At 57.0% G+C, this 24,371-nt stretch carries 26 protein-coding genes; 7 read left to right on the top strand and 19 right to left on the bottom strand.

The features are described 5' to 3' along the window. Positions 1-13: 13 nt before the first annotated feature. Genes QP868_RS07665 through dop form a run of 8 tightly spaced genes read right to left on the bottom strand, consistent with a single transcriptional unit; the run spans position 14 to position 7,489 of the window. Positions 14-889, bottom strand: a complete 876-nt coding sequence (locus tag QP868_RS07665; RefSeq protein ID WP_284926010.1) for a helix-turn-helix transcriptional regulator — start codon at positions 887-889, stop codon at positions 14-16. Beyond that, on the bottom strand, positions 882-1,853 hold the full coding sequence (locus QP868_RS07660) for a helix-turn-helix transcriptional regulator (protein ID WP_284926009.1): 972 nt from the start codon (positions 1,851-1,853) through the stop codon (positions 882-884). Before QP868_RS07660 ends, QP868_RS07665 begins: the two co-directional genes overlap by 8 nt. Further along, positions 1,853-2,788, bottom strand: coding sequence for an FKBP-type peptidyl-prolyl cis-trans isomerase (locus QP868_RS07655; protein ID WP_284926007.1), 936 nt, complete (start codon positions 2,786-2,788; stop codon positions 1,853-1,855). The genes QP868_RS07660 and QP868_RS07655 overlap by 1 nt, the downstream gene beginning before the upstream one ends. Positions 2,789-2,811: 23 nt before the next feature. Continuing rightward, on the bottom strand, positions 2,812-4,272 hold the full coding sequence (gene pafA, locus QP868_RS07650; RefSeq protein ID WP_284926006.1) for a Pup--protein ligase: 1,461 nt from the start codon (positions 4,270-4,272) through the stop codon (positions 2,812-2,814). Further along, a complete protein-coding gene (gene prcA, locus QP868_RS07645) occupies positions 4,269-5,000 on the bottom strand; it encodes a proteasome subunit alpha (protein WP_284926005.1) in 732 nt (243 codons plus the stop codon). The genes pafA and prcA overlap by 4 nt, the downstream gene beginning before the upstream one ends. Continuing rightward, positions 4,997-5,794, bottom strand: a complete 798-nt coding sequence (gene prcB, locus QP868_RS07640) for a proteasome subunit beta (protein ID WP_284926004.1) — start codon at positions 5,792-5,794, stop codon at positions 4,997-4,999. The genes prcA and prcB overlap by 4 nt, the downstream gene beginning before the upstream one ends. Beyond that, a complete protein-coding gene (locus tag QP868_RS07635; protein ID WP_005884723.1) occupies positions 5,791-5,979 on the bottom strand; it encodes a ubiquitin-like protein Pup in 189 nt (62 codons plus the stop codon). The genes prcB and QP868_RS07635 overlap by 4 nt, the downstream gene beginning before the upstream one ends. Before the next feature lies 1 nt (position 5,980). Then, positions 5,981-7,489, bottom strand: coding sequence for a depupylase/deamidase Dop (gene dop, locus QP868_RS07630; RefSeq protein ID WP_284926002.1), 1,509 nt, complete (start codon positions 7,487-7,489; stop codon positions 5,981-5,983). 49 nt (positions 7,490-7,538) lie between these two features. Between dop and QP868_RS07625 the strand changes: the two genes are divergently transcribed. Beyond that, positions 7,539-7,922, top strand: coding sequence for a DUF3054 domain-containing protein (locus QP868_RS07625; protein WP_005884719.1), 384 nt, complete (start codon positions 7,539-7,541; stop codon positions 7,920-7,922). A 33-nt stretch (positions 7,923-7,955) separates the two neighbouring features. Here the strand turns inward: QP868_RS07625 and arc are convergent, their stop codons facing one another. From arc to QP868_RS07610, 3 genes are read right to left on the bottom strand one after another with little or no spacing between them, the layout of a single operon-like run. Next, positions 7,956-9,506: a proteasome ATPase gene (gene arc, locus QP868_RS07620; protein WP_284926001.1), complete on the bottom strand. Its 1,551-nt coding sequence runs from the start codon at positions 9,504-9,506 to the stop codon at positions 7,956-7,958. After that, entirely contained in the window at positions 9,503-10,519 is a 1,017-nt protein-coding gene (locus QP868_RS07615; RefSeq protein ID WP_284926000.1) for a tRNA (adenine-N1)-methyltransferase, read from the bottom strand. Before QP868_RS07615 ends, arc begins: the two co-directional genes overlap by 4 nt. 44 nt (positions 10,520-10,563) lie before the next feature. After that, positions 10,564-11,718: a site-2 protease family protein gene (locus QP868_RS07610; protein ID WP_284925999.1), complete on the bottom strand. Its 1,155-nt coding sequence runs from the start codon at positions 11,716-11,718 to the stop codon at positions 10,564-10,566. A 78-nt stretch (positions 11,719-11,796) separates the two neighbouring features. Between QP868_RS07610 and QP868_RS07605 the strand changes: the two genes are divergently transcribed. Then, positions 11,797-12,633, top strand: a complete 837-nt coding sequence (locus QP868_RS07605; protein WP_284925998.1) for a RecB family exonuclease — start codon at positions 11,797-11,799, stop codon at positions 12,631-12,633. On the opposite strand, the gene QP868_RS07600 is transcribed toward QP868_RS07605, so the two are convergent. From QP868_RS07600 to QP868_RS07585, 4 genes are read right to left on the bottom strand one after another with little or no spacing between them, the layout of a single operon-like run. Then, a complete protein-coding gene (locus tag QP868_RS07600) occupies positions 12,584-13,249 on the bottom strand; it encodes an HAD family hydrolase (protein WP_284925997.1) in 666 nt (221 codons plus the stop codon). The genes QP868_RS07605 and QP868_RS07600 overlap by 50 nt on opposite strands. Further along, the gene (mshC, locus tag QP868_RS07595; protein WP_284925996.1) at positions 13,246-14,481 is read right to left on the bottom strand and encodes a cysteine--1-D-myo-inosityl 2-amino-2-deoxy-alpha-D-glucopyranoside ligase; all 1,236 of its coding nucleotides are present in this window, start codon (positions 14,479-14,481) and stop codon (positions 13,246-13,248) included. Before mshC ends, QP868_RS07600 begins: the two co-directional genes overlap by 4 nt. A 57-nt stretch (positions 14,482-14,538) precedes the next feature. Beyond that, on the bottom strand, positions 14,539-15,312 hold the full coding sequence (locus QP868_RS07590; RefSeq protein WP_284925994.1) for an SCO1664 family protein: 774 nt from the start codon (positions 15,310-15,312) through the stop codon (positions 14,539-14,541). Continuing rightward, on the bottom strand, positions 15,313-15,876 hold the full coding sequence (locus tag QP868_RS07585) for a DUF3090 domain-containing protein (RefSeq protein WP_284925993.1): 564 nt from the start codon (positions 15,874-15,876) through the stop codon (positions 15,313-15,315). It lies immediately after the preceding gene. Between the two features lie 37 nt (positions 15,877-15,913). On the opposite strand from QP868_RS07585, the gene QP868_RS07580 reads away from it, so the two are divergent. After that, on the top strand, positions 15,914-16,222 hold the full coding sequence (locus tag QP868_RS07580) for a hypothetical protein (RefSeq protein WP_284925992.1): 309 nt from the start codon (positions 15,914-15,916) through the stop codon (positions 16,220-16,222). Between the two features lie 38 nt (positions 16,223-16,260). Here QP868_RS07580 and QP868_RS07575 read toward each other — a convergent pair whose 3' ends face one another. Beyond that, positions 16,261-17,157: an aldo/keto reductase gene (locus QP868_RS07575; protein ID WP_284925990.1), complete on the bottom strand. Its 897-nt coding sequence runs from the start codon at positions 17,155-17,157 to the stop codon at positions 16,261-16,263. Between the two features lie 67 nt (positions 17,158-17,224). On the opposite strand from QP868_RS07575, the gene QP868_RS07570 reads away from it, so the two are divergent. Then, positions 17,225-18,049, top strand: coding sequence for an undecaprenyl-diphosphate phosphatase (locus QP868_RS07570; RefSeq protein ID WP_284925988.1), 825 nt, complete (start codon positions 17,225-17,227; stop codon positions 18,047-18,049). A gap of 12 nt (positions 18,050-18,061) precedes the next feature. Here QP868_RS07570 and QP868_RS07565 read toward each other — a convergent pair whose 3' ends face one another. Beyond that, complete coding sequence (locus QP868_RS07565; protein ID WP_284925987.1) at positions 18,062-18,679, bottom strand: histidine phosphatase family protein; 618 nt, start codon at positions 18,677-18,679, stop codon at positions 18,062-18,064. A gap of 49 nt (positions 18,680-18,728) precedes the next feature. Here QP868_RS07565 and QP868_RS07560 point away from each other — a divergent pair, with 49 nt between their 5' ends. After that, positions 18,729-19,685 (top strand): DMT family transporter, encoded by a 957-nt coding sequence (locus tag QP868_RS07560; protein WP_284925985.1) that lies wholly within the window; start codon positions 18,729-18,731, stop codon positions 19,683-19,685. Here QP868_RS07560 and QP868_RS07555 read toward each other — a convergent pair. Then, a complete protein-coding gene (locus QP868_RS07555; RefSeq protein ID WP_284925984.1) occupies positions 19,629-20,948 on the bottom strand; it encodes a M20/M25/M40 family metallo-hydrolase in 1,320 nt (439 codons plus the stop codon). The genes QP868_RS07560 and QP868_RS07555 overlap by 57 nt on opposite strands. Positions 20,949-21,119: 171 nt before the next feature. Here QP868_RS07555 and QP868_RS07550 point away from each other — a divergent pair, with 171 nt between their 5' ends. Together QP868_RS07550 and QP868_RS07545 are read left to right on the top strand one after the other, a co-directional pair. Continuing rightward, entirely contained in the window at positions 21,120-22,328 is a 1,209-nt protein-coding gene (locus tag QP868_RS07550; RefSeq protein WP_284925983.1) for an NAD-dependent epimerase/dehydratase family protein, read from the top strand. A gap of 12 nt (positions 22,329-22,340) precedes the next feature. Continuing rightward, positions 22,341-23,501 (top strand): glycosyltransferase, encoded by a 1,161-nt coding sequence (locus QP868_RS07545; protein ID WP_284925981.1) that lies wholly within the window; start codon positions 22,341-22,343, stop codon positions 23,499-23,501. Here the strand turns inward: QP868_RS07545 and QP868_RS07540 are convergent, their stop codons facing one another. Beyond that, complete coding sequence (locus tag QP868_RS07540; RefSeq protein ID WP_284925980.1) at positions 23,502-24,116, bottom strand: hypothetical protein; 615 nt, start codon at positions 24,114-24,116, stop codon at positions 23,502-23,504. Positions 24,117-24,371: the final 255 nt, after the last annotated feature.

The following is a 24,371-nucleotide window of genomic DNA, read 5'->3' as shown; positions in this document are numbered from 1 at the left end:
TTTTCGATCCACACTATTCTAAACGCTCAAGCGCGGCACGTGCATACTCCGCCGGTTCAATAGCCAACACGTGTCGCCCGTGCATCATGAGCAGTTGCACGATCCAGTCTGCGGAGAACACGGTCAACTCAAGTGTGACCGTACCGGATCCGTGCGTGTCAAAACTCACAGCCCGAGGTGTCAGTTCGTCAACGAGCCACGCCCCTTCGCGTGCAAAGGTGATTCGGCAGGTCTCCCCGTTGTTGTTTTCGTCGTTGCCCTTTTGTGCCGGTTCCGAGGTGGTTTCCCAGTTGCGAATGTAGTCGACACGAAAGGATCGATGACCTTGTTTGTCGTGACAGTAGGCGTCTAAATACCACTGACCGTCAAGGTTGAACTCGATGGGAGAAATAGTGCGGGTGGTGATTTCGTCCCGGCTGCGAACGTAGTAGTCGATTGTGAGCGCAGTGTCCGTCTTCAGCGCTTGGGTGACGGCTGAGCGCAACTCAGGGGACACCTCGGCGGGTTCGAAACTCACCGCATCCGACTCCCACTCCCCCACGGCGTTACGTAACTTCTCAATGACAGACTGGGCGACCTCGGGGGTTTCTGATCCTGCGGACTCTAGCGCCATGAGCAAAAGGTGCGCTTCCAGACTGGACAGACGAACCGGAACGTCTACGCCTTCTGTGTTGCTGAGCGACACGATTCCGTCGTTTTCCCACACGTCGATTTTGGCGCCATAGTCGCCGGGCATGCCGCTGACCAGCAGGACGTCGAGGTAGTCGCGTACCGTACTTTCCTTGAGACCAAAAACCGCGGCGAGTTCAGCGATGGGCACTTCTTCTTTTTTGGTGATGTACGCAACCAGGCTGATCAGCGTTGTCACCACTTGTGGCGTACTACTCACCGGCGAGCTCCTTCAGGCGTTCAACCGTTTGGCGGTAGCCGTCTTGATATGCCTGAACGAGTTCGGACGGCTCCAGCGGTTTCACAAATGACCCCAGACCCAGCATTTCAGATATGAATGCGTGCGTGTCTGTCACGTCCACGGTGAGGCGGTCCCAGTCATCATCAATATGCGTGACGTTGTCAGCTCGCGCCCTCAAGTCTTCACCGCGCCCCCGAGCAACAGCTACTGTCGCACTCACGGTGGGATCGGACCGCACATAATCACGTGCCGAAAAATCATGTGGAATGTCGTACGCGCCTGCACGGTATTTGGGGTGGTGCTTGACTTTTCCAACGATCCGACTGAGCCTAAACACCCTGATCCCTTGGCGGTCCACGTCATAGCCCACGACATAGACTCGCGGGCCCCGGCTGAGAACCCCGTATGGGAAAAGTGTGCGGACTTCTGGCTGTCCACCCGCCTTACGGTATGTGAACGTTTGGGGCCTGCGCTCTTCAACCGCGTCGATAAACCGGCCGGTGAGCTGAGTGTTGGTAGCAGCCGCCGGAACAGGGACATCGCGTTGAGTGAGGTCTTCACCTAGACCCGTGAGTTTAGTGATAGCGCGCGCTGCTGGCCCGGTTTGTGGAAGCCACACGGACGCTGCCCGGAGCACCTCCACCTGAGCGGGTGTCAAGGATATTTCGTCCAAGGCATAGTCGGCATCAGTAATGCGATAGCCGTACACCACATCTTCATTGGGGCGGTTGTTCCAGCCGGTACTGGAGATGTTGATCCCCATGCCTCGCAGTGTTGCTTTATCACGTTCAAACATACGGTTGAACGCGTCATCGCTCAGGTTTTCGTACCCTTCAACATGTTCGCGGATCTGCGCTTTGCTCATCCATGTTCGCGTATTGCGCAGCGCGAAGAGCAGGTTGAGAAGCCTTTCATACTGCTTGCGAACCGGAGCCGCAACCATTAGCCCACAGCAGCCAAGATGTCGACAACGAACACCAGGGTTGCACCACCTGGGATGTTGGGCGGTGATCCAGCGTCACCGTAACCCTTATCGGCGGGAACGACCAACAGAATCTGCGAACCGACCTTTTGACCCGTCACGCCTTCTTCCCATCCGGCGATGACTTCACCGGCACCAGGGGTAAAGGAAAACGGTTGTCCACGATCCCAACTTGAGTCAAACGGTTTGCTCGTGTCATCCCACAGCCACCCCGTGTAGTGGACGCTGACCTTCTGACCTTCTTTGACCACAGGCCCGTTACCCTCAATTGCCGGCTTAACCGTCAGCTCTTTCGGTGCGTCGCCCTTTGGTTGAGTAATCGATGGTTTTCCATCCTTATCCCGTGTCACTTGTGGCAGGTCCCCGGGAATCTCTTTCTCTGTTCCTTCAGCCTTCGACAGGATCTCCGGCATCTTGTCGACCTTCACAATGTCCCACACGTAGATGAGAGTCTGGTTTGGCTGGTTTCCGCCCGGGCTGGCGTTCTCCACCATAAGAACACGGCCACCTTCTTGAACACCCACAATGGCGTCAAAGAGGCGCTTGCTAATCTGTTGGTCATCCACGGGGAAACCAGACGGCTTCGAGTCATATGACGATTCGACTACCTTGCCGGACTCACCAGAAACCACTGTGTAGTGAGCAGTCACCTGAAGGCCTTTGTCTGCCTTCTTCCCCGATCCCTGCTCCAGAGTCTTGTGTGCGTTTTCAGCCGCAAAAGGGGTTTTGACTTCGACTTCTGGCTTCTTGTTGGTTTCGCCAGAAACCTTGATGTCGTCAATTGACCCGTTCTGTTTCTGTTCTTGTTGATCGGTTGACGTGGGTTCGTCTTCTTTGCCACCGCAGCCGGTCAGGACTAGAGCTGAAACGGCGACCGCGCACACAAGTTTTTTCACTGGCTTCCTCTCTATTGCCCTAGTTATGCTAACTCAGAACCATTCAGACACGCGATGAGTTCATCTGCGTGTTCGCTGGTAGACACAAAGGGATCGCGAAGCGTCACGGCACGTTGCGCATGTGCGTTAAGACGCAAGTGCACCCAATCAACCGTGAAGTCGGCACGGTGATCCACGGCTGCTTGAACAAAAGCGCCACGAATCTTTGCCCGCGTGGTCTGGGGTGGCACGTCCTTGGCAGTTGCGATGTCGGTGTCACTCACGGTTCGCGCAATCAACCCGCCTGCTTGCATCTTCTCGACCAGCCCCACTCCTGGGGTCACGTCGTGATAGGCAAGTTCGAGCCTACGAATCCGCGGGTCGCTCAGTTCAACGTCTGAACGGTCCATGTACCGATCTAGGATCTTCTTTTTAATTACCCAGTCAATTTCGGTGTCGACTGCAGAGAAGTCCTGTGTGCGGACCGCCTCACACATGCGTCCCCACAGGTCGAGCACGTCACGCGCGGTCTGGTCATCGCCCACGCTGTGGTCCCCGCGGTCCACAATCTTGGTGGCCGCTTCCAGGTAGATTTCGAGGAGATCCAGTGGTGTGAGAGTTCCCCCGGCTTTCAGCTCCAGCGGGGTTGTACCCGTCAGGTCACGGGCAATCACGCGGATGTCGTGAATGGGGTCCGACAGCGTCAGGTCCCGGAGTGGCACACCGGTTTCGATCATGTCCAGGATCAGGGCTGCCGATCCGACCTTGAGTTGCGTGGTGGGTTGCGCCATTGACGAGTCCCCCACGATCACGTGCAACCTGCGATACTTTTCAGCGTCCGCGTGGGGTTCGTCGCGTGCGTTGATGATGGGGCGCGAACGCGTGGTCGCGCTGGACACTCCCTCCCACATGACATCGGATCGGCCGGAAAGACCAAAGACCACGTCCGAGGCGGGAGTGGCTACGGTCTGTGCAGCATGGGGGTTGGCGCGGTTAGTCTGCGCGGCTGGCATCGCCGTGGTGATGTGGCGTGGAATGATGGCGCCGGCCCCCACCATGAGCTGCCGTACCACGAGGAAAGGTAAGAGCGTACTGGTTAAGTGGGCGAAATCCATGTTCCTGCGGATGAGGAAGTTTTCGTGGCTTCCGTACGAGTTGCCCGCGGAGTCAGAATTGTTCTTAAACAGGTGCGGTGTGCCGTCATAGCCGTCGTCGTTGAGGGCTTGGTTTGCCCGGTTCAAGAGGTCCTGCATGATGACGGTTCCAGCACTGTCTTGTGCGATCAGGTCATCGAGACGGTCACATTCGGCGGTGGCGTATTCCGGGTGTGAACCTACGTCCAAGTACAGACGGGAACCGTTGGGCAGGAACACGTTTGAGGACCTGCCCCATGCCACAACGGGCTTGAACAGGTAGCGGGCAACTTCCTCTGGGCCCAGACGGCGACCGCCTGATGGAGCGTAAGCAATCCCGAATTCTGTCTCTAAACCGAAAATGCGTTTCATTCGCCGGTCTCTTCCCCAGGTGTTTCGTCTGTTTGCTTGCTGTCTTGCCCCGCCCGTTCGAGCGCCTGGCGAACTTGGTCTTCTGTGAGTCGAACAAATGTTCTGCGCGTTTGAGTGTTGCGGTCCAAAACAGCAGCTTCAACATGAGCTGCGACAGGATCCTCGTCTCCGAAAAGCGCACGGACCGCAGTGTTGATTGTGGAATCTAGATCCTTAAGACCCGGTGTGAGGTGCATGCGTTGCGCGGTGACTTCGGCGTTCCCGCCAATGACCACGCAGTCGCTTTCGTCGGCGACCGATCCGTCATAGGAGAGTCGGTAGAGGCGGTCCTGAGTGGGAGTTTCACCCAGCTCTGCTACCACGAGTTCTACTTCGAAGGGCTTGGATTCGGTGGTGAATACGCTTGCCAGCGTCTGTGCATACGCGTTGGTCAGTCCGCGGGCCGTGACATCGGCGCGGTCATACGAGAACCCGCGAAGGTCGGCGTAGCGCACGCCTGCCTGTCGCAGGGTTTCGAACTCGTTGTACTTACCCACCGCCGCGAAAGCGATACGGTCGTAGATTTCTGCGACCTTGTGCAGTGTGGACGACGGGTTGTGCGCAACCAACGCAATTCCGGAGTCGTACCGGCACACAATGACCGAACGACCTCGGGCAATTCCCTTCCGCGCGAACTCCGCGCGGTCTTTCATCAGCTGTTCTGGTGATACGTAAAACGGTGCGGTCATGAGTTGTTCCGTCCAGTCACAATTGAGCGAGCAATCTGAAGCACCTGGTCAGCTGGCACTTCCTTCACCCCGTCGCCATCGACGGTCATCACCTGCGGTGCAATGTTGCGCACCAGGTCTGGGCCACCCGTGGCGGAGTCGTCGTCGGCTGCGTCGTAGAGGGTTTGTACGGCGACGCGGACCGCTTCCTCGTCATCCAGCTGCGGTTTCCACAGTTTTTTCAGAGCGCCACGAGCGAACCCTGCACCGGAACCGATCGAGTGGAAATCGAGCTCCTGGTATTTCCCGCCGGTGACGTCAAAGGAATAGAGAGCGCCCGAGGTGGTACCCGGCACAGTGCCGGCAAAAAGCGGGACGACCGCGAGGCCCTGCAGGGCGAGACCCAAATTGCCTCGGAGCATGGAGGCCAGCCGGTTGGCCTTACCTTCGAGCGAAAGCGGAGTGCCTTCGATTTTTTCGTAGTGCTCAAGCTCGAGTTGGAAGAGCCTAATCAGTTCGAGCGCAAGCCCCGCGGTGCCCGCGATTCCAATCACTGAGGCAGAGTCAGCTGCGTGCACCTTCTGAATGGTGTGGCTTGCGATGAGGTTGCCCATTGTCGCCCGACGGTCACCAGCCATGAGCACTCCACGTTCCGTTTTCAACGCGACGATCGTTGTACCTACCGGAGCGTCGAGTTGCTGCGACACTACCTGTGCCGGAGCCTGTGGGAGTACGTGCGGGCGCACGCGTGAGGCGAACTCAACAAACGAGTTGGTGGTCGCATCCAAAAAGTGCTTGTCAAAACCTGAGTTCACTGGCCACCCTTTTGCACGAAGTTCTTCACGAAGTCTTCGGCGTTCGTTTCCAACATGGAGTCGATGTCGTCCAAAATGTCGTCGACACCCTGCGTGTTGATCTGGGCCTGGCCTGCTTCGACGAATTCATCCGATTCGTCGTTGTTTCCTTTTCCGCCACCGGCGTGTTGCTGAAATTGGCTCATCTCATTCCCTTTCGTTGTCTGACAGTTTAATAAGTGACAGTGCTTTGAACAGCGACTGGGCATCAGTCACGTCCGCTAACGCCTCTTCTGCGAGCTCCCGTGTTCCAAGCTCTGGATAGCGCATAGGAATACGCACGTATTCGCTTCCGAGGTTGAGAACAATCGTGTCCCAGCTTGCGGATTCGACGAATTCCCCAAAACGCGAAACCAAGGTTCCACGCAACCACGCTCGAGTGTCTGCTGGCGGGTTTTCGACTGCGTGTTCAACGGCTTCGGGCGTTGTCAGCCGGCGAATTCTGCCCGAAGCTTCGAGCTTGTAGAACAAGCCTTTTTCCGGGCGCACATCGTGGTACTGCACGTCGATGAGCTGCAGTTTCGGGTGATCCCACGGCAGGTTCTGCTTGCGCACATAGCCCTGAAGCAGTTGGTACTTGGCAACCCAGTCGATCGAATCAGCTAAGGACAGCGGATCGGACGCAAGTCCCTCAAGGAAACGCTCCCACTCTGCAACGACCTCGGCGGTGGCCTCACAGTCAGGATCCATGTGGGTCTTTACCGCGTCCAGATACGCCCGCTGAATCTCAAGCGCTGTCGTCTCTCCCCCGCCTTCCAGCGGAAGGCGCGCAGACAGCCCGAGGTCGTGAGACACGGTGTACAGAGCCTCCACTGGGTCCTTGAGAAGGATCCGAGGCGCCAGGCCCTTTTCAATGAGCGCCAGCACGAGCGAGGTGGAACCAAAGCGCACCAGGGTAGCCGGTTCAGCTAGGGTTGCGTCGCCAATGATGACGTGCAAGCGGCGGTACAGCGACGGTTCGGCGTGGGGTTCGTCGCGCGTGTTGATGATGGGCCTGCGCAAAGTGGTTTCCAGGCCCACGCGTTCTTCGAAGAAGTCTGCGCGGGAGGAAATCTGGAAGCCCGGAACTGAGGCTTCCTGTCCGATGCCTACCCGCCCGGACCCGCACAGAATCTGGCGGGTAACGAAGAACGGGGTGAGCCCTTCAACGATGTGGTCGAATTCGACTGCCCGGTCCACCAGATAGTTCTCGTGGGTCCCGTATGAGGCGCCCTTGGAGTCGGTGTTGTTCTTGTACAGGTTGACCGGCTGGTCCGTGTTCGCGAGGTTGCGCACCGAGTCGAGTGCCACAAGGTCACCGGCCCGGTCGTAGAGCACAACGTCACGGGGGTACAGGCTTTCTGGGCTGGAATACTCCGGGTGAGCGTGGTCAACGTAGAGACGCGCACCGTTTTCCGTCACCACATTGGCAAGGTATTGCGCTTCAGGTTGAGAATCCGGAAGGTGCGTGAGCTGCGAAATGTGCGCGTCGTCCACGCTCATGAGGAAACCGCGGGCGTCGGCCAGGGGGCTTTCGGCAGAAAAGTCCCAGAAATTCTGGCTTGATCTCAATCCCCGAGGTTGTGCGTAGGCATCGACAACCCGCGCCGAATCGCGCATGGGGTTGGCTTTGGGGTTGCCCGGTTGCCATACGCCGAACTCGGTTTCGGCACCCATTACACGCCGAACACTAATCACGTGAACCTCCCTGGCTCGCATCTACACTATGAGCGTGTCACGAAAATCAACGTCTCATCTTCTTATCACCCTAGTCACCGACGCCGTCCTCGTGTGTCTTTTTGCCGTTGTGGGTTATTACACCCACGCTCAGAACCTTGAGTTCTCTGGAATTGTGCGCACCGCTTGGCCGTTTATGGCAGCACTCGCGATCGCTTGGCTGGCCAACGCGGTATGGACCGCGCCTTTAGCTCCGCTTCGCACCGGTGTGGGCATCTGGGCGACAACGGTCTTGGTGGGAATGATCATTCGAATCATTCTGGGCGAAGGCACCGCCGGCCCGTTCATTCTGGTTGCTTCGGGTGTCAACCTGTTCACCCTGGTTGGCTGGCGCGTGCTGGCCAGCCAACTCGCAGGAAAAGGCGCCCGCTAAGCCTCAAGGCATCGCGCCTTGTGACCGCACGTGTCAGAACATTGACATGTGGGTGATGCGTTCACCCTTCTTACCAGAAACCCGTGCCCACTCGTCGGGGTTCGACGTGTTGGGCAGGTCTTCGTGTTCCCGGAACTCTTCGCGAATCGCAGTGTGAAGGTGTTCCCACGTGATGCCGCGTTCACCCGTTGACAGCAAGGACTTGATCGCATGTTTTTTGGCGCGGTCAACCACGTTAGAAATCATGGCACCGGAGATGAAGTCGCCAAAGAACAGCGTTTCTTTCTTTCCAGAGACATAGGTAACTTCGACGAACCGGTTTTCATCCGTTCGTGCATACATGGTTTCCACGCACCGGTCGATCAGGTCTTTCACCGCTTCTTCGACTGTGGTTTCGACCGTATGGATCGGCAGTTCAGGCGTGAGGTACTTGCTGAAAATATCGCGCGCGCCGTTTTCGTCTGGCCGTTCAATGCGGATCTTGACGTCCAAGCGGCCGGGGCGCAAAATCGCAGGGTCGATAAGGTCTTCGCGGTTTGACGCACCCACCACAATGACGTTTTCAAGTTTCTCCACACCGTCAATTTCCGCTAAGAGCTGCGGAACAACAGTGGTTTCGACGTCAGACGATTTACCGGTTCCACGGGTTCGGAAAAGTGATTCCATTTCGTCGAAGAACACCACAACTGGCGATCCGGCTGTAGCCTTTTCCCTAGCGCGAGCAAAAATCTGGCGGAGCTGACGTTCGGTTTCACCCACATACTTGTCCAAAAGCTCTGGACCTTTGATGTTTAAGAAGTACGAACGAGTGGACGTGTCTTTCCGCCTCTTGGCCAAAGAGTTGGCCACTGCTTTTGCGATGAGGGTCTTTCCGCATCCGGGAGGGCCGTACAGAAGAATTCCCTTTGGTGGTTTGAGTCCGTGTTCCGTATACAGTTCCGGGTGTTCAAACGGCAGTTCGACTGCGTCCTGGATCTCCTCAATCTGGTGGTCCAGTCCCCCGATGTCGCTATACGAAATGTCTGGAACAGTTTCGAGAAGCAACTGGTTCGATTCGGGCTTTTCAACGTATTCGAGCGCAAACTGCGTTTTTGAATCCACTAACAGGTGGTCCCCGGGACGAATCGTGATCTCCTGCAAAGGTGCGGCCAGCGAGTAGATCTGTTCTTCGTCATTCACGCCACCCACAAGCACGCGGTTGCCCAGTACTTCGCGCACAGCGACAACAGTGCCTGCAGCATGGAAGTCCAGCGCTTTCAGAACCACCAGGCCCTCGGACAGCAACACGGTTCGGCCTGCTTGCAGGTCGCTCGCTTCCACCTCGGGCGCGACCGCCACCCGCATTTTGCGGCCCGCGTAGTGAACGTCGCACCGCAGGTTTTCACCTGGCACGGCTTGCACCACCGTCGCGTACGAGTTGGGCGGTTCGGTGAGAGCGTTAGCTTCTGCGCGAATACGTTCAAGTTCGTCACGCGCTTGACGCAGGGTTTTTGTCAGGGCTTCATTGCGTTTCGAAGCGTTAAACAGCTGCTGGCGCAGGCCAGCTAGTTCCTGACGCACCTTGGGCAACTCTGCTTCTGTCATGATTCCTCCTGACCAATGATCTGGGCTCGCTTTCCTGCTTCTCGAGCAGCTCTGCGGAGCTTTTTACCTGTTGTGTTGGGGATTCCCAACGCCTCGTCTGTCACTTCGCCTGACTGCCACGCATCAATGTCTTCTTGTGAGGGCTGTTGGCCCTGCGGACGTTTCTTTTTCTCAAGTGGCGTTGTGCCCGGTGCCAGGCGCCTCGCGAAAACCAAGAAACCTGTGTGGCCGATCATTCGGTGTTCTGGGCGAACGGCCAGCCCTTCGACGTGCCAGTCGCGCACCGTGCTTTCAAGTGCGCGTGGTTCGGTGTAGAGACCACTTGCCTTGAGCGCATCAACCGTGCGCGACATTTGTGGAACAGTGGCCACGTAGCACACGACAACTCCCCCGGGACGCAGTGCGTGCGAAACCGCGTCAATGCACTCCCACGGTGCGAGCATGTCGAGAACAACCCGGTCGACTTCGCCGGGCTGGTATGCATTCGGAAGTTCGTGCGCGAGGTCGCCAATGCTGAGCTTCCATGCTGGGTGCGGCCCGGCGAAGAAATCTTCAATGTTGCCCTGGGCGATCTGAGCGAATTCCTCGCGTCGCTCAAAACTGTGGACGACACCCGAGTCTCCCACGGCGCGCAAAAGAGCAAGCGTGAGCGCTCCGGATCCAACGCCTGCCTCGACGACGGTGGCACCTGGGAAAATATCACCCAGGGTGACGATTAGCGCAGCATCCTTGGGGTAGATGACCGCAGCACCTCGAGGCATGGACAGCACGAAATCTTCGTACAGGGGGCGCACCACCTGATAGTCAACGCCTGCCGTGTTGGCAATCACCGTGCCTTCAGGCTGGCCGATCAGATCGTCATGAAAAAGCTGGCCCTTGTGGGTGTGGAATACGTGGCCCGGTTGCAACATGATCGTGTGGAGCCGACCTTTAGGGTCGGTCAATTGCACTTTGTCGCCAGCACGAAAGTGTCCGCGACGATCCTGGGCTCCTGTTGCGTGTTGTGAAGTCACCCCATCAACTCTAGCGTGTCCTGACAACGGACAGCGGAGCTGTTCTATACGTGGAGCAATTCGTCAAAGAATTCTTGCAGGTCGATGACTCCGGTGAGCGTGCTGTCGTGCATGACAAGGCAAAACTGTGCTTTAGGGCGGTGCGTGAGGGATTCCAGAAGGTGCGGAGCACTAATGTCCTCCGGGACGCCAATCCAACCTCCCAGTGGGTTCGCGTAACTGTGCACCAAATCATCTGCAGCATTAGTGTTCACGATCGCTTGGGTTGCCGCGTGGCGGTCAAGCAGCCCGTACGGTAGGCCCCGTTCGTTGAGGATCACGACGATTGTGGACGGGCCCGCAACCGAATCGGCGTACTCTAAGGTCGCGTCAATGCTGGCGTTCCACGACGCTGCAATTGCCGGTTGGATGACCTTCTTCAGATCATAGGTTTCCATTCGCCGGGCTCGCTGGGCGTGCTTAGCTGCATCGGCTGCCGAGAACCACAGCATGATGGCGATCGCCGAGGTCCAAATCAGTGTGATGATGTCTGGCTTCCGGCCAGCTATGAGGGGCCCAACGATTGCTCCCACGATGAAAAGGACGGCGATGATACGGCCAATGAGAGCCGCCATGATGGTGCCGGTGAACTGAGAACGGGTCAGGCGCCAGATGAGTGCTTGAAGCGCCCAGCCCCCATCGAGTGGAATACCGGGCAGAAGGTTGATGAAGCCGAGCGCCGCATTTGCAAAAGTAAATGCCAGGAGAAGCAGCCACAAGACTGAGCCCTGTTGAGTGGAAGACATCCCCCACAATCCCAGGGCTGCGAGTCCGATATTCACGAACGGGCCAACGATCGAAATAATGAAACTGTGGGTCGCAGCTCGAGTTGAGTTGTCGTCCGTGCGAGGTTCGAAACGGGTGAAGCCGCCCCAAATGTTGAGTTCGATCGCCGCAACCTTTTGTCCTGTCAACGTTCCCGCGATCGCATGTGCAAGCTCGTGTAAGAACACAGAACTAAAGAGCAACAATGCGTACGTAAACGCGACAAACCACGCACCGACCCCTAAGTCTGGACTGAAGTGTCGCACCCACGGAGTAAACAGCATCGTGATGACAGCGGCGGCAACGAACCACGACCACGCCAAAATAATTGGGGTGCCCAAAAAACGGCCAATGATCAGGCCGTTTGATGCTCCCTGTTGTTTGGCGTGTGGCATGGCTTTATCCTATCGGCCCGAGCGTCTCTGGGTGTGCTATTTGGTCCCTGCGTGGCTCGAAGTCGCTATTGTTGTTCTATGGCTGAACTCATCGCACTTTCCCCGTCGCGGGCAAATGACTTTGTTTCGTGCCCTCTTAAGTTCCGGTTCAGAAGCGTGGACAAGATCCCTGAACCGCCGTCAGCAGTCGCGTTTAAAGGAACGCTTGTACACGCGGTTCTTGAACAGCTCTTCGACGTGTCCTCCCACGAACGCACGCTCGACCACGCTACCACCCTTATCGAACCCACTTATGCGTCACTCGCCCAAAAGAATTCTGACGTTGCAGATCTTTTTCCGGAACAGAGCGACAGGGACAGGCTCTTTGCAGAATCGCAGGCGCTTGTCCGCGCGTACTTTACTCTGGAGCTCCCGGAGAACTTGGAGCCTGATGCCCGTGAAAAGTTTGTGCAAACAGAACTTCCTGGCGGCTTGAAGCTCCGTGGTTTTATCGACCGGGTCGACCGTGCACCTGGCGGTGAAGTACGTTTGGTGGATTACAAGACTGGGAAAGCGCCCAAGCCTCAGTATTCCGGTGACGCTGACTTCCAGATGCGGTTCTACGCGCTTGTCCACTATTTGCTCACCGGCGAAACGGTGCACACGTTGCAACTGATGTATTTGGGATCTGGGCATGTGAAAGAGCTCCAGCCCACTATGCAGGACATTCAACGTACGTTTTTCCAGGTTGCTGACGTGTGGAACGACATCACTGGATGCGCTGAATCTGGTAACTGGAGGCCCAAGAAATCGCCACTGTGCAACTGGTGTTACTTCAAAAACTTATGCCCTGCGTGGGGCAATGAAGCCCCAGAAGCTCCAGAGATTACGAACCTTGCAGAGGTCGAACCAGATTTCCCAAAGATTCAGCGTTAAGCCCGTCCAAGGTTTCAATCAGAATCGCACCAGGCTGTTCTTCCAAAGGGACGTGGTTAGGGATTCCCACGGTCAACGTGCCTGCGGCAATTGCGCTTGCCATTCCGGGAACCGAGTCTTCCAACGCGATACAAGCGGCGGGATCGACACTCAAGGACGCTGCCCCTGTGAGATATGGTTCGGGGTCAGGTTTTCCGCGAGAGACTTCGTCCCCTGTAATCAACGTGCGAAAGGTGCCTTCCGGAAGCCCGTCGACCACCGCTTGAGCAAGTGTCCGGTACGACATTGTGACAAGTGCCATGGGCACGTCAGCCGCCTTCAACGACGCGATCAGTTCCTGGGCCCCTGGTCTAAACGGAATACGCTCGTGGACCCGTGCGATGACACCACGCAATAGGGTTTGGACCACTTCGTCGGTGGCCAGCGGCAGACCGAAGGATCGCATGATGTCTGCTGACTTAGTCAGCGTGTTACCCACCATGAGCATTGCTTGTTCGTGCCTCCACTCAAGCCCGTGAGCCGCCATGAGTTCGGTTTCAGCTGCCATCCAGTACGGCTCTGTGTCGACGAGAGTTCCGTCCATGTCCCACAGCACGGCGTCGTAATTGAGGCTCATGCCAGCTGAATCCCCAGCAACGCGTCAACGGCTTTGACAACTGCTTCCGATTCACTCTCAGAAGTGTTTTGATCGCGTGCGGCAGCCCAGTCGTCAATAAGAGAAAGTGCGGTGGGTGTGTCGAGGTCGTCAGCCAAGCATTCCCGCAGTTCCCGGACAACGTCCTTTGAGATGTAGTGGCTTCCACATTGTGCGGCACGCCTCCACTGTTCTAAACGTTCCGTGGCTTTGGCCAACGCACCGTCGTCGTACATCCAGTCAGACCGGTAGTGGTGGTCAAGAATTGTGAGACGAATGGCCATGGGGTCCACGCCTTGTTCACACAACTGTGAAACCAACACCAAATTGCCTAACGACTTGCTCATCTTTTCGCCTTCGTAGCCCACCATTCCGGTGTGCATATACGACTGCGCCAGCGGAGTATCGAGCCACGCGGCTGCGTGGGCTGCACCCATTTCGTGGTGCGGAAACGCCAGGTCGTTGCCACCTCCCTGAACATGCAAAGGCAGTCCAGCGTATTCCTGGGCAATAGCGGTACATTCGATATGCCACCCAGGGCGTCCTGCAGGTAGCCCGTCAGGGTTCCATGACGGTTCGCCTTCACGCTTGGCACGCCACAGAAGTGGGTCGAGTGGGTTCTCTTTTCCGGCAACGTCCGGGTCTCCCCCACGCTCGGCGAAGAGCTTGGCCATGGTATCTGCGTCGTAGTGAGACACTGAGCCAAAAGGCGGTCTGTACGACGAGTCGATCCTGAAGTAGACGTCGCCGTTATCTAGGCTGTATGCGAATCCCTTGTCTAAGAGTTCAACCACGCTGCGAGCCACAATATCCATGGCTTCAACTGCCCCGATGTAGTGCGTTGGCGGGATGACTCGCAGAGCTTCCATGTCGGAACGGAAAAGGTCGATTTGTTCGCGTGCAAGTTCTTGCCAGTCAACGCCTGTCGCCTGAGCACGTTCGAGGAGTGGGTCGTCGACGTCGGTGATGTTTTGCACGTACGTGACCGAATAGCCTGCGTCGATCCACAGACGGTGAAGAACATCAAAGGCAACGTATGTGGATGCGTGACCCAAGTGCGTGGCATCATACGGCGTGATACCGCACACATACAGTTTCGCTTCGTCTCCACGTACCAGTTTGCGGAGCGGCCCACGTGCACTTGTGCAGTACACGGTGGGGGGTTCGCTTGATCGTACAAGCGCAGGAACATGTGGTGGTGTCCAAGATTTCACACAGCCAGCATAACGTTCGTACGCGTTCTGTGCTCGTTTGTGCGCGTTGTGGAGCGTTTACAGGGGCGGCCAGGGAATCGGAGTGCGGTTGACAGGCGGATACGGGAACTGACCAGAGCTAAGCAAAGCGCGTGTACGCGCGTGTAAAGCGCTCGTTTCCTCCTGCGTTGTGCCCAGGTCATCGGCCGTGAGGGCCAGCGTGCGTTCGCACGCGTCAAAATGCCGAGGTGCCAGCGAGGTTCCTGCAAACCCCCACAGCACTGTGCGAAGTTTGGGTTCGGGGTGGAAACTCAGCCCGTTGTCGATCGCCCAAATAGACCCTGATGTCTCGCCAGGCAATTGCCCATCGATCAGGTGACTCCCCTTCCGGTCAGCGTTGTTGGCTACGGCGTCGAACACTGCGATATCGGCAAGCCGCTCGCTTAAACCATGCCCCACGGCGACCTCGGCCCCGTCACTGTTGTACCCCCGGAACACAGGGACAATATCTTCCGGAACGTGTTCGCTGAGCCACGCGTCAACAACAGGGTCACCTGCCAGGTCCACAAACAACTGCACTGAGCCCGTGCCATGCGGCAGATCGGAACGCATGACGGTAGGAGGCACACAGTGAAGGCCACTGAGATGACTCAACCGGTAGGCCGCAACCTCACGCCTGGCGAGCTCAGAAAAGTCGTGTAAGAACGCTTCGCCTCGGCTGGGTTTGTAAACGGCTTTCAGCCCCACTCCCGTGGGCGGGTTTAGGACAATCAGATACGTGTCGTTACTCGCGTCTGGAATCAGGCCCAGAACCGTGGCCGGCAACGTGGAAATGTCGTGTGTAAGGCTCACTCAGCGCGCAACCCCGTTTGCACGCGGACATATATGGCCTTCTGGGTCCAATGGAAGCGAGCAGAACGGGCAGTCGGCACGCCCTGCATTGACAACAAGTTCCGCGTGACGAGCAAACTCACGGGCTTGAACCGCATCCAATGTCACGCGTAAAACATCTCGTTCTGTGTCTTCATGAGGTTCGGCACTGATACCAGCTTCACGATCTGCTTCTGACAGTTCGAAGCACTCGATCACCAAGCGGTGAATGCGCGTGTCCCACCCCAAACTCATGGTGCCCACACGGAACTCGGAATCAACCGGCATCGTCAGTCCTGAGTTGTCTACATAGTCAGGGAGTGCTGTAACCGGAATATTGCTTTCACCCATGCTTTTTGAACGCACCGTGTCAAGTAGTTCATTGATGCGTTCACCCAGCATTTCAACCTGTTCCTTTTCGAGAAGAACAGATGTAATAGTGGTGCCGGAAACAGCTTGAAGATAAAACGTTCGACCTCCAGGCATGCCCACAGTGCCGGGAATGAAACGGTCGGGAGATTCGTGCTCAAATACGTGGCCGGACATATTCCTAGCCTACCGTTTTCACGTATAAGATGGAGCCATGAGTCTCGAACCGGAAGTTGCATTAGAAGAGTTCCTCTCGGCAGTTCGTGCACACTTCTCTGCTGCCGCACACCGTACCTCTGACACGGATGCCCGCGTCGAGGCCACGTATATGGCGCTCGCCGACGCTTTTGAGATCTACGAAGACGCCTTGTACAACGCGTTTGACGAAGTCACCCCATTTGAACTCTTTGACGACATCGAAGACGCGAAAGACGATGACGACGACACATATGACATGGACGACTTCGATGACGACGATCTAGGCGACTTTGACGATGATGATGAGGATGACGACGAGGATTAAGACCGTCGCTGATTCTCCCTGCGGGTAATTGCGCTGACCTAACTCGAAATCTGTGAAAGCGCGTCGCGGATTTCTGGCTCCAGAACCAACTCTGACTCAAGCAACTCCGTGAGTTGCCGGACAGTCCGAGGCGCCACAATCGAGCTGGCTACTCCCAGACTGCGATTCCACGCCAATGCGATATCGATGGGACGAACTCCCAGCGCCTCGGCAGCTTTGTTCACACCTTTAAGAATGGGCTCATAGTCCGGCCCCAGATATGCACCAACGTAATGCCCCAGATCGTGAGCAGCACGAGAATCTGCTGGCGTACCCGTTGTGTACCTGCCAGTCAGAACGCCACGTCCCAGAGCAGCCCCGGCAATGACACCCAAACCCATGTAGTCACACGCCGGTACAAGATCGTCCTCAGCGGAACGGTTCACCAACGACAGTTCCGTAAACGCACACACAACATCCACCTCGGCGCGCATGAGTGCAACCTGCCACGCACTATGGTGAGCCACCGCGACATAGCCGATTTCACCTCGGGACTGCAGGTCACGCAAGGTGAGAGCAGTTTCAGCCAGAGGTGTGTGCGGATCGAATGCGTCCACGATCAGCACATCCACACAGTCACGGCCCAGAGTCTTCCGCAGGCGGGCAACCTGTTCCGTGATCACGGTTCGCGAGTTACTGATCTGGAGCTCGCCACCAACCAATTCGATCCCGACACGAGCAGCCACACGCAACGTGGAGGGAATTTTCATGGAACCGACAAGTGCATGCGCACTCGACATACACGCAGACAGCTCAAGCAGTGTCCCACCAACGTCAACATACGCGGACATCAGCTCAAACGCTGTTTCTTGATCGATCCTGCTCCCCCACTCAAACGTCCCGAGAGTGAGGTCCGAAACAGTGAAACCAGACTGACCAACGCGGTTGTGCAACATAAGTGTTGAGGTTACCGGAATTTTCCGAGTAGTGTAACGCCTGGCCGTGTAAGCAAAAGGGGTATTCATGGACTGGCTTGTCGCCATCATTATGGGAATCGTGCAGGGACTCACGGAGTTCCTACCCATCTCTTCGTCCGCGCACTTGCGCATTGTGGGCGAATTCCTCATGCCGGGACGTGAACCGGGAGCATTCTTCACCGCGATCATCCAGATCGGCACGGAAGCCGCAGTGCTTGTGTACTTCTGGAAGGACATCGTGCGGATCATTACGAAATGGTTCAAAGCGCTGGCAGGCAAACACGACCGACGCGACCCCGACGTTCGGCTGGGTTGGCTCGTCATCATCGGTTCGATCCCAATTGGCGTGCTGGGGCTTTTGTTCCAAGACATGATTGAAACGACGTTCCGAAGCTTGTGGATCGTGGCCACCATGCTCATTGTTTTTGGTCTGCTTTTGGGCCTAGCCGACCGCGTTGGTCGCAGGGAATACACTTTGGACCAAATGACCTGGGGGCAGGGCCTGCTTTACGGTGGAGCGCAAGCGTTGGCCCTCATTCCCGGTGTTTCACGCTCAGGTGGAACGATCATGGCCGGTCGTCTGATGGGCTTCACACGCGAGGCTGCCGCCCGCTATTCGTTCCTGCTCGCTATCCCCGCGGTGATGGCTTCAGGTTTCTATTCGCTAGCCAAAGCCGCCAGCGAACCTCTCACCTTGGGGTGGGGGCCCACTGTGCTGGCGACCGTCGTGAGCTTTGGCGTGGGTTATGCGGTGATCGTTGGGTTCCTCAAGTTCATCCAGACGAAGTCATTCGCGGTGTTCGTGTGGTACCGCGTGGCATTGGGAATCGTGATTTTCATTCTGCTGAGCACCAGAGTTCTCAGCGCGTAAACGCTTGAGCGCTTAACACTCACCGCCCAAGGTGGCGCTGGATATTCTGCTCCCACCCAGGCCCAGCATGATCGTCTGTTCATGTACATGTAGGACGCAATACTGGGCCGGTTGGATTCCAAAACGTTGGAAGTTATTCAGCCCAGCCCCCACAACATACGCGACCATCGCTTTAATGACATCGCCATGGGACACAATGAGACCGGTCTTTCCGGGCCCGAGGTCGTGTCTGAGTGAGGTGAGTCCCTCAACTGCCCGTTCGTACACGTGACTCATCGCCTCACCGCCTGGAAACTGAAAATCCTGCGGTGACTTTTGCACGCTCTCCCAATGAGCGCGTGTTTGCAGATCATCCAAAGGCAGGCCGGACCATTCGCCGTAGTCAACCTCGTCGAACCGTGAGTCCTGTGTCATGTGAGCGTCACGGCCATGCGCCACAATACGCGCAGTGTCTACACAGCGGTCGATCGTGGAGTGCCGGATCACATCAATGTGTGGCAGTTCCTGCGCCACCCGCGCAACCTGTTTACGACCTCGGGCAGTGAGCTCAACACCGGGACTGCGACCAGCGAGGATGCGCTGCACGTTCGCTGTGCTTTCGCCGTGGCGCAACAGTATGATCGTCACCATGGCTTAAGACTACGGAGGTTACGCGGTGAGGGGCAACAGTTGGTTGGCCGTGAGCGGCGCGTTCATGGTCGGTACAGCGATTGCTATTCAGGGCTTAGTCAATGGCGCTTTGTCCTCACGAATCGGGGTCGGAGTTTTTGCCGCAACGGTTGCGTTCTCAATCGGTTTGGTTCTCATCTCGGTCATCACGGTGAGCAGTCGTACTGCCCGCCGAGGTGTCGTGACCGTTTTGGGTTATCTGTTTTCTGGTTTGATCCCGTTCTGGTTGTTTTTGGGTGGCGTCGCAGGTGGCTCTGTCGTCATCGCACAGGCTCTGACTGTCCCTGTTATTGGTGTCACGATCTTCACTACGTCCATCACCGCCGGCCAGTTGGTAGGTGGTCTTCTTGTCGACGCCACCCGCATCCCGCCTGGAGGGAAGAAAAACATTACTGCCAGACGGGTCGTGGGAGTTCTGATCGTGATGGCTGGGGTTGCCGCGTCGGCCGCTGGTTCGGCCTCTTTGGGCTTCGCGTGGTGGTGGCCGCTGTTTCCCTTTGGGGTAGGAACTTTGGTTGCCGTTCAACAAGCTTTCAACGGTCGGATCAAAGTCATCAGCGGCTCAACTTTGGCAGCGACGTTTGTCAACTTCACAGTGGGCACCACGTTCTTGAGCCTGTTCTCGCTCGCGTTGGTGTCGATTGGTTACACGTGGACAGCGGTGCCAGGAATCAATGAGCTATGGATGCTCACCGGAGGCATTTTGGGTGTTTTCGTGATTGGGATGTCAGCGTTTGTTGTCCAGGGTTTGGGCGTGCTCACCATGACCATCATCATTCTTTTGGGAAACATGGTGGCATCGGTCGTCATCGACATTGCCACGGGACACGCCCAAACTGCCTTAAGCCCGCTCACCCTGTTGTCGCTGGGGCTGGTGGCTACCGGCAGTCTGGTCGTGTCCACTCGAGGTCTACGCCGAAACCATAAACCTCACAAGGGTACGCGCACCAAAATCGAGGGCCTCTAGCGGAACGCGTTCGTCTACACCGTGGAACATGGCTGGGAAGTCCAGATCACCAGTCAGTTTAAGCGGGGCAAATCCGTACCCAGTGATTCCCAGCTCCGATAGTGCCTTGTTATCAGTTCCGCCAGACAACGTGTACGGCAACACGGTGGCGCCAGGATCTTCTGCTTCGATTGCTTCTCGCATCCGGTCGACCAAGTCACCGGTAAACGGAGTTTCAAGCGAGACACCGGAAATGACCTGTTCGACAACAACATCAGGTCCGGCCAGTTCCTTCAGCGTCAGAAGAGCGTCCTCGTTACGTCCTGGCAACGGGCGGCAGTCAATGAGCGCCGACGCCTGGCTGGGAATCACATTGTGCTTATAGCCTGCATCCAAAGCGGTAGGGTTAGCGCTCGTTTGGAAAGTCGCTCCGACGAACTTCACTGCTGAACCCAGTTCGGCTAAGAGCTTGTCCCGGTTCTCTTCCGTGTTCTCGATCCCTGTCAGTTCAGCCACTCCAGCGAGTAGCTCTCGTGTGGCCGCAGGTGGTTCACTTGGCCATTCGTGCTCACCAATGCGGGCCACAGCGGCTGCCAACTTCACAACAGGGTTGTCACGGTTGATCTGCGAACCGTGCCCAGCTGAACCGTGCGCTGTCAACCGGACCCACTCAAGACCCTTCTCGGCAGTCTGGATCAAATACGCACGCTGCCCGCGAATGTCCACCGAGTATCCACCCACCTCGGAGATGGCTTCAGAGGCACCTGCAAACACCTCGGGGTGGTTCTTCACAACCCAGTGCGAACCGTAGGTTGAACCTGCCTCTTCATCAGCGAAGAACGCAATGATCAAATCCCGGTCAGGTTGCACATTCTGACGGACCAGCGCACGAACACCAGCAAGAATCATGGCGTCCATGTTCTTCATGTCAACGGCTCCACGTCCCCACACGCAACCGTCCTTGATGACCGCTGCGAAAGGATCCACGCTCCACTCAGACGCGTCAGCCGGGACAACGTCGGTGTGGCCGTGCACGACCAAAGCCGGACGGTCTGGGTTCTTCCCCGGGATCCTGGCAAACAGATTGGCGCGCCCCGGAGCCGACTCTAGAATCTGGGACTCAACACCCACCTCGGCGAGCTTCTCAGCAATGTAATCGGCGGCAATACGTTCAGGGTTCGCCTTGCCTTCGCCCCAGTTCTGGGTATCAAAACGAATCAGATCCTGACACAGCTGTACAACCTCGGACGCTGCCTCATCACACACTTTGTCTAACACGCTCATACAACTCCTTTCCTCAAATCAGTGTAGAAGCGTACCGCCACACGTGTTGACCTGTTCGTGGTTTGAACAAACTTCATGTTCTCTTCACCCCTGTTCACCTGTCACCAGCGATAACAGGAGCACGCAAACGATAAGCTGAGAGAACGCATATTTTGCCAAAGGAGAATCCGAGTGAAGATTATCGTTTTCGGTGGAGACGGCTTCTGTGGCTGGCCCACTGTTTTGCACCTGTCTCAGCGTGGCCACGACGTCATGATTGTCGATAACCTTTCCCGTCGCAGAATTGACGATGAACTCGGAGCACAGTCCCTCACCCCAATCACGTCGATCGAAGAACGCATTGCGGCGTGGGAAGAAATCTCTGGCAAGAAGCTTCAGTTCCGCAACTTCAACATGGCAACTCAGCCCGACCAACTGTTGGAAACGCTGGTGGAGTTCGCGCCGGACACGGTCATCCACTTTGCACAGCAGCGGTCCGCCCCATATTCCATGAAGCGGCCGGACAACAAGCGTTACACCGTCGACAACAACGTGAACGCCACGAACAACCTGCTCACAGCGATCGTCGAATCGGGTCTGGACATTCACCTGGTGCACTTAGGGACCATGGGTGTGTACGGATACGGAACAGCCGGCATGAAGATCCCGGAGGGCTACCTCGACGTTGAAGTACCCAACGAAGAGACCGGTGAAAACGTCCACCAGCAAATCCTCTACCCCACGAACCCAGGGTCCATCTATCACATGACCAAGGTTCTGGATCAGCACTTGTTTGCGTACTACGCCAAGAACGACGCCCTGCGGATCACCGATCTCCACCAGGGAATTGTATGGGGAACCAACACGGAAGAAACACGAAGCGATGAGCGTCTCATCAACCGGTTCGACTACGACGGCGACTACGGAACCGTGCTCAACCGGTTCCTCATGCAAGCAGCTGTTGGCTACCCACTCACGGTTCACGGAACCGGTGGCCAGACGCGCGCGTTCATCCACATTCAAGACACCGTGCGCTGCATTGAGATCGCGGTCAACAACCCGCCGGCGTCAGGTGATCGCGTCAAGATCTTCAACCAGATGACTGAGACCCACCGTGTACGTGACCTTGCCAAGCTCATCTGTTCCATCACGGACGCCCGCATGGAACTGGTGAACAACCCCCGCCACGAGTCCGCCGAGAACGAATTGCACGTTAAGAACGACACGTTCTTGGACCTCGGCCTGGAACCCACCACGCTGTCGGAGGGCCTCCTGCTGGAGGTTGAAGAAACTGCTAAGCGCTATGCAGACCGTGCCGATATGTCGAAGATTCCAGCACGGTCACTGTGGACAAAGAATCAGTCCGCAGGAGTTCCGACCGAAGCCCCCGCAGTGAGCTAACTGTCACACGTCATGCGGATCGCAACTTTCACCGAGGTTTTTCTTCCAAAAATCGACGGTGTCGTCACTCGCTTGCTGGGTACCTTGGACCAGCTTCGCGACATGGGTCACGAGGCTGTGGTTTTTGCTCCCGGGCACCCACCAGCGCGCTATGCAGGGTTCCGAGTAGAACCTGTCCGGTCGATCTCGTTTAAACCGTGGTATCCCGAACTTAAGCTCGGGCTACCCACGGCCCGGATCGCAACCACCATGGAGCGGTTCAACCCGCACGTTGTTCACGCGGTGAATCCTGTGTGGCTGGCCGCGTGGGGAACCATGGCGGCCACGCGACGCAATCTGCCTTTGCTGGCTTCGTTCCACACCGATGTGCCGGAGTACGCCACCCGGTTGGGGCTCGAGTGGATCACCGACACGTCTACGCGTTGGGTGCGGTACATGCACAACCGCGCCGAGGTGAACCTATGTACGTCTGGCCCCATGGTGAAGCGGGCGCAGGAGGCGGGGATCCGCAACGTTGGCTTGTGGCCGCGGGCGGTCGATACGCAGACGTACTCGCCTGAGAACTATTCGCACAGCATGCGTGAGCGGCTCACGGGCGGTCACCCGGACGACCCGCTTGTGCTGTATGTGGGCAGGCTTTCGAAAGAAAAAGACCTAGACGTGTGTCGGGGCATGCTGGAGCATCTTCCGCCAAACACGCGGCTAGCGATGGTGGGGTCCGGGCCGCACCGGGCGCAGTTGGAGTCGATGTTCGCAGGGACGAACACGGTTTTCACTGGCTACATGTCTGGTCAGGACCTGGCAGCGGCCTATGCGAGTGCAGACGCGTTTGTTTTCCCGTCGACGACTGAGACGCTGGGGCTTGTGGCGTTGGAGTCGCTGGCTTCTGGTGTTCCTGTTGTGGGGGCACGCGCCGGGGGTATTCCGTATGCAGTTGCGGACGAACGTACAGGGTTCCTATTTGAGCCGGGAAATGCCGCCGAGGCGGCCCACAAGATTGCTTCGCTGTTGGACAACCGCTCGTTGCGGGAAAAGATGGCGCGCGCTGGTCGCGATCAGGCTCAGGAGTGGGGCTGGCGGAGTGCTACCGAGGCTCTTGTGGGCTTTTATGAGTCCGCGATTGACCTGCACCGCTATGCCCCTAAATCGCTGGTGGGGCGTTTACGTTCGTAGTTACGTCGATACGTGGCGCATGGCTTCGCTCCACGAGCCAAACGTGTTACGCACCGTGGCCCCAGCGGGGCGTTCACGGCCCTGTTCGCGTTCTGTTTTCACCCACTTTTGATATTCGCTGTAAGAAACGCTTTCACTTTCTTCGCTGAAGTCGGTGAGCGCCTTGCGGAAGTCTGCTGAACTGAAATGGCTCGTGCCACGCGCTCGCCCCGTTTTGGCAGTTGGGATTCCAACGGCGTGCAAGGCGTCGTTCCATGCGCCATTCCCCAGATGAGCGCGCACGGTTTGGCTAGTTGGTGGCCACAGTTTTACTCCGGCATCTCCGCTTCGAGGCATACCGGCGACAAGTTTTGCGCGCTCTTTGTCATATGCCGCTGCACTCAAGGTTTTGTTTGCGGGCTGACGCAGAGCCCGCTTGGCTGCCGTGGCCAATTGCAAGATGTTTGTTGCGTCGAGCGTTCTCGCTTTTTGTTGTGTCAGCACGGCAGAGAGTTGTTCGTGGGTATCTTCGCTGTTCTCGCTGTGGTCGATGTGGTCGGCAGGAGCAATGTCGTGCACCAGGGCGTATATGTAAAGGGTCGCTATGACGGTCAACTGGTGCTCAGGCTGTGGCATGTGCTCCTCCGTGCTCACGGTGCGGTTCCCGGGTTTGATCATCTCACACTTGGGTGTTGGAACACCTGCACTGCGACAACCGTTCACAATAGGAGGCACTAGCTACATGTGCACGCTCCTATAGAACGTGCTTAACCCTGCAGGAGGTACACCCATGTTGAAGCCCTCATTCCGTCAGGTTCTACGTGATGCAGACCTTCCGTGTGTGGGATTGTGGAACGCGACTGCCAGCCCGGTAGCGATGGAGATTCTCGC

The sequence above is a fragment of the Brevibacterium sp. UMB1308A genome, assembly GCF_030230605.1.
Lineage (GTDB): Bacteria > Actinomycetota > Actinomycetes > Actinomycetales > Brevibacteriaceae > Brevibacterium.
Note: the sequence above shows the minus strand (reverse complement) of the source record. Positions and strands in the feature narration are given on the sequence as shown.

Coding starts and splice junctions, on each gene's coding strand:
- QP868_RS07660 (WP_284926009.1), bottom strand. CDS start 1,853: ATGGTTGCGGCTCCGGTTCGCAAGCAGTATGAAAGGCTTCTCAACCTG.
- pafA (WP_284926006.1), bottom strand. CDS start 4,272: ATGAAACGCATTTTCGGTTTAGAGACAGAATTCGGGATTGCTTACGCT.
- prcA (WP_284926005.1), bottom strand. CDS start 5,000: ATGACCGCACCGTTTTACGTATCACCAGAACAGCTGATGAAAGACCGC.
- QP868_RS07635 (WP_005884723.1), bottom strand. CDS start 5,979: ATGAGCCAATTTCAGCAACACGCCGGTGGCGGAAAAGGAAACAACGAC.
- dop (WP_284926002.1), bottom strand. CDS start 7,489: ATGGGTGCCGAAACCGAGTTCGGCGTATGGCAACCGGGCAACCCCAAA.
- QP868_RS07625 (WP_005884719.1), top strand. CDS start 7,539: ATGAGCGTGTCACGAAAATCAACGTCTCATCTTCTTATCACCCTAGTC.
- arc (WP_284926001.1), bottom strand. CDS start 9,506: ATGACAGAAGCAGAGTTGCCCAAGGTGCGTCAGGAACTAGCTGGCCTG.
- QP868_RS07610 (WP_284925999.1), bottom strand. CDS start 11,718: ATGCCACACGCCAAACAACAGGGAGCATCAAACGGCCTGATCATTGGC.
- QP868_RS07605 (WP_284925998.1), top strand. CDS start 11,797: ATGGCTGAACTCATCGCACTTTCCCCGTCGCGGGCAAATGACTTTGTT.
- QP868_RS07600 (WP_284925997.1), bottom strand. CDS start 13,249: ATGAGCCTCAATTACGACGCCGTGCTGTGGGACATGGACGGAACTCTC.
- QP868_RS07585 (WP_284925993.1), bottom strand. CDS start 15,876: ATGTCCGGCCACGTATTTGAGCACGAATCTCCCGACCGTTTCATTCCC.
- QP868_RS07580 (WP_284925992.1), top strand. CDS start 15,914: ATGAGTCTCGAACCGGAAGTTGCATTAGAAGAGTTCCTCTCGGCAGTT.
- QP868_RS07575 (WP_284925990.1), bottom strand. CDS start 17,157: ATGTTGCACAACCGCGTTGGTCAGTCTGGTTTCACTGTTTCGGACCTC.
- QP868_RS07570 (WP_284925988.1), top strand. CDS start 17,225: ATGGACTGGCTTGTCGCCATCATTATGGGAATCGTGCAGGGACTCACG.
- QP868_RS07565 (WP_284925987.1), bottom strand. CDS start 18,679: ATGGTGACGATCATACTGTTGCGCCACGGCGAAAGCACAGCGAACGTG.
- QP868_RS07555 (WP_284925984.1), bottom strand. CDS start 20,948: ATGAGCGTGTTAGACAAAGTGTGTGATGAGGCAGCGTCCGAGGTTGTA.
- QP868_RS07545 (WP_284925981.1), top strand. CDS start 22,341: ATGCGGATCGCAACTTTCACCGAGGTTTTTCTTCCAAAAATCGACGGT.
- QP868_RS07540 (WP_284925980.1), bottom strand. CDS start 24,116: ATGCCACAGCCTGAGCACCAGTTGACCGTCATAGCGACCCTTTACATA.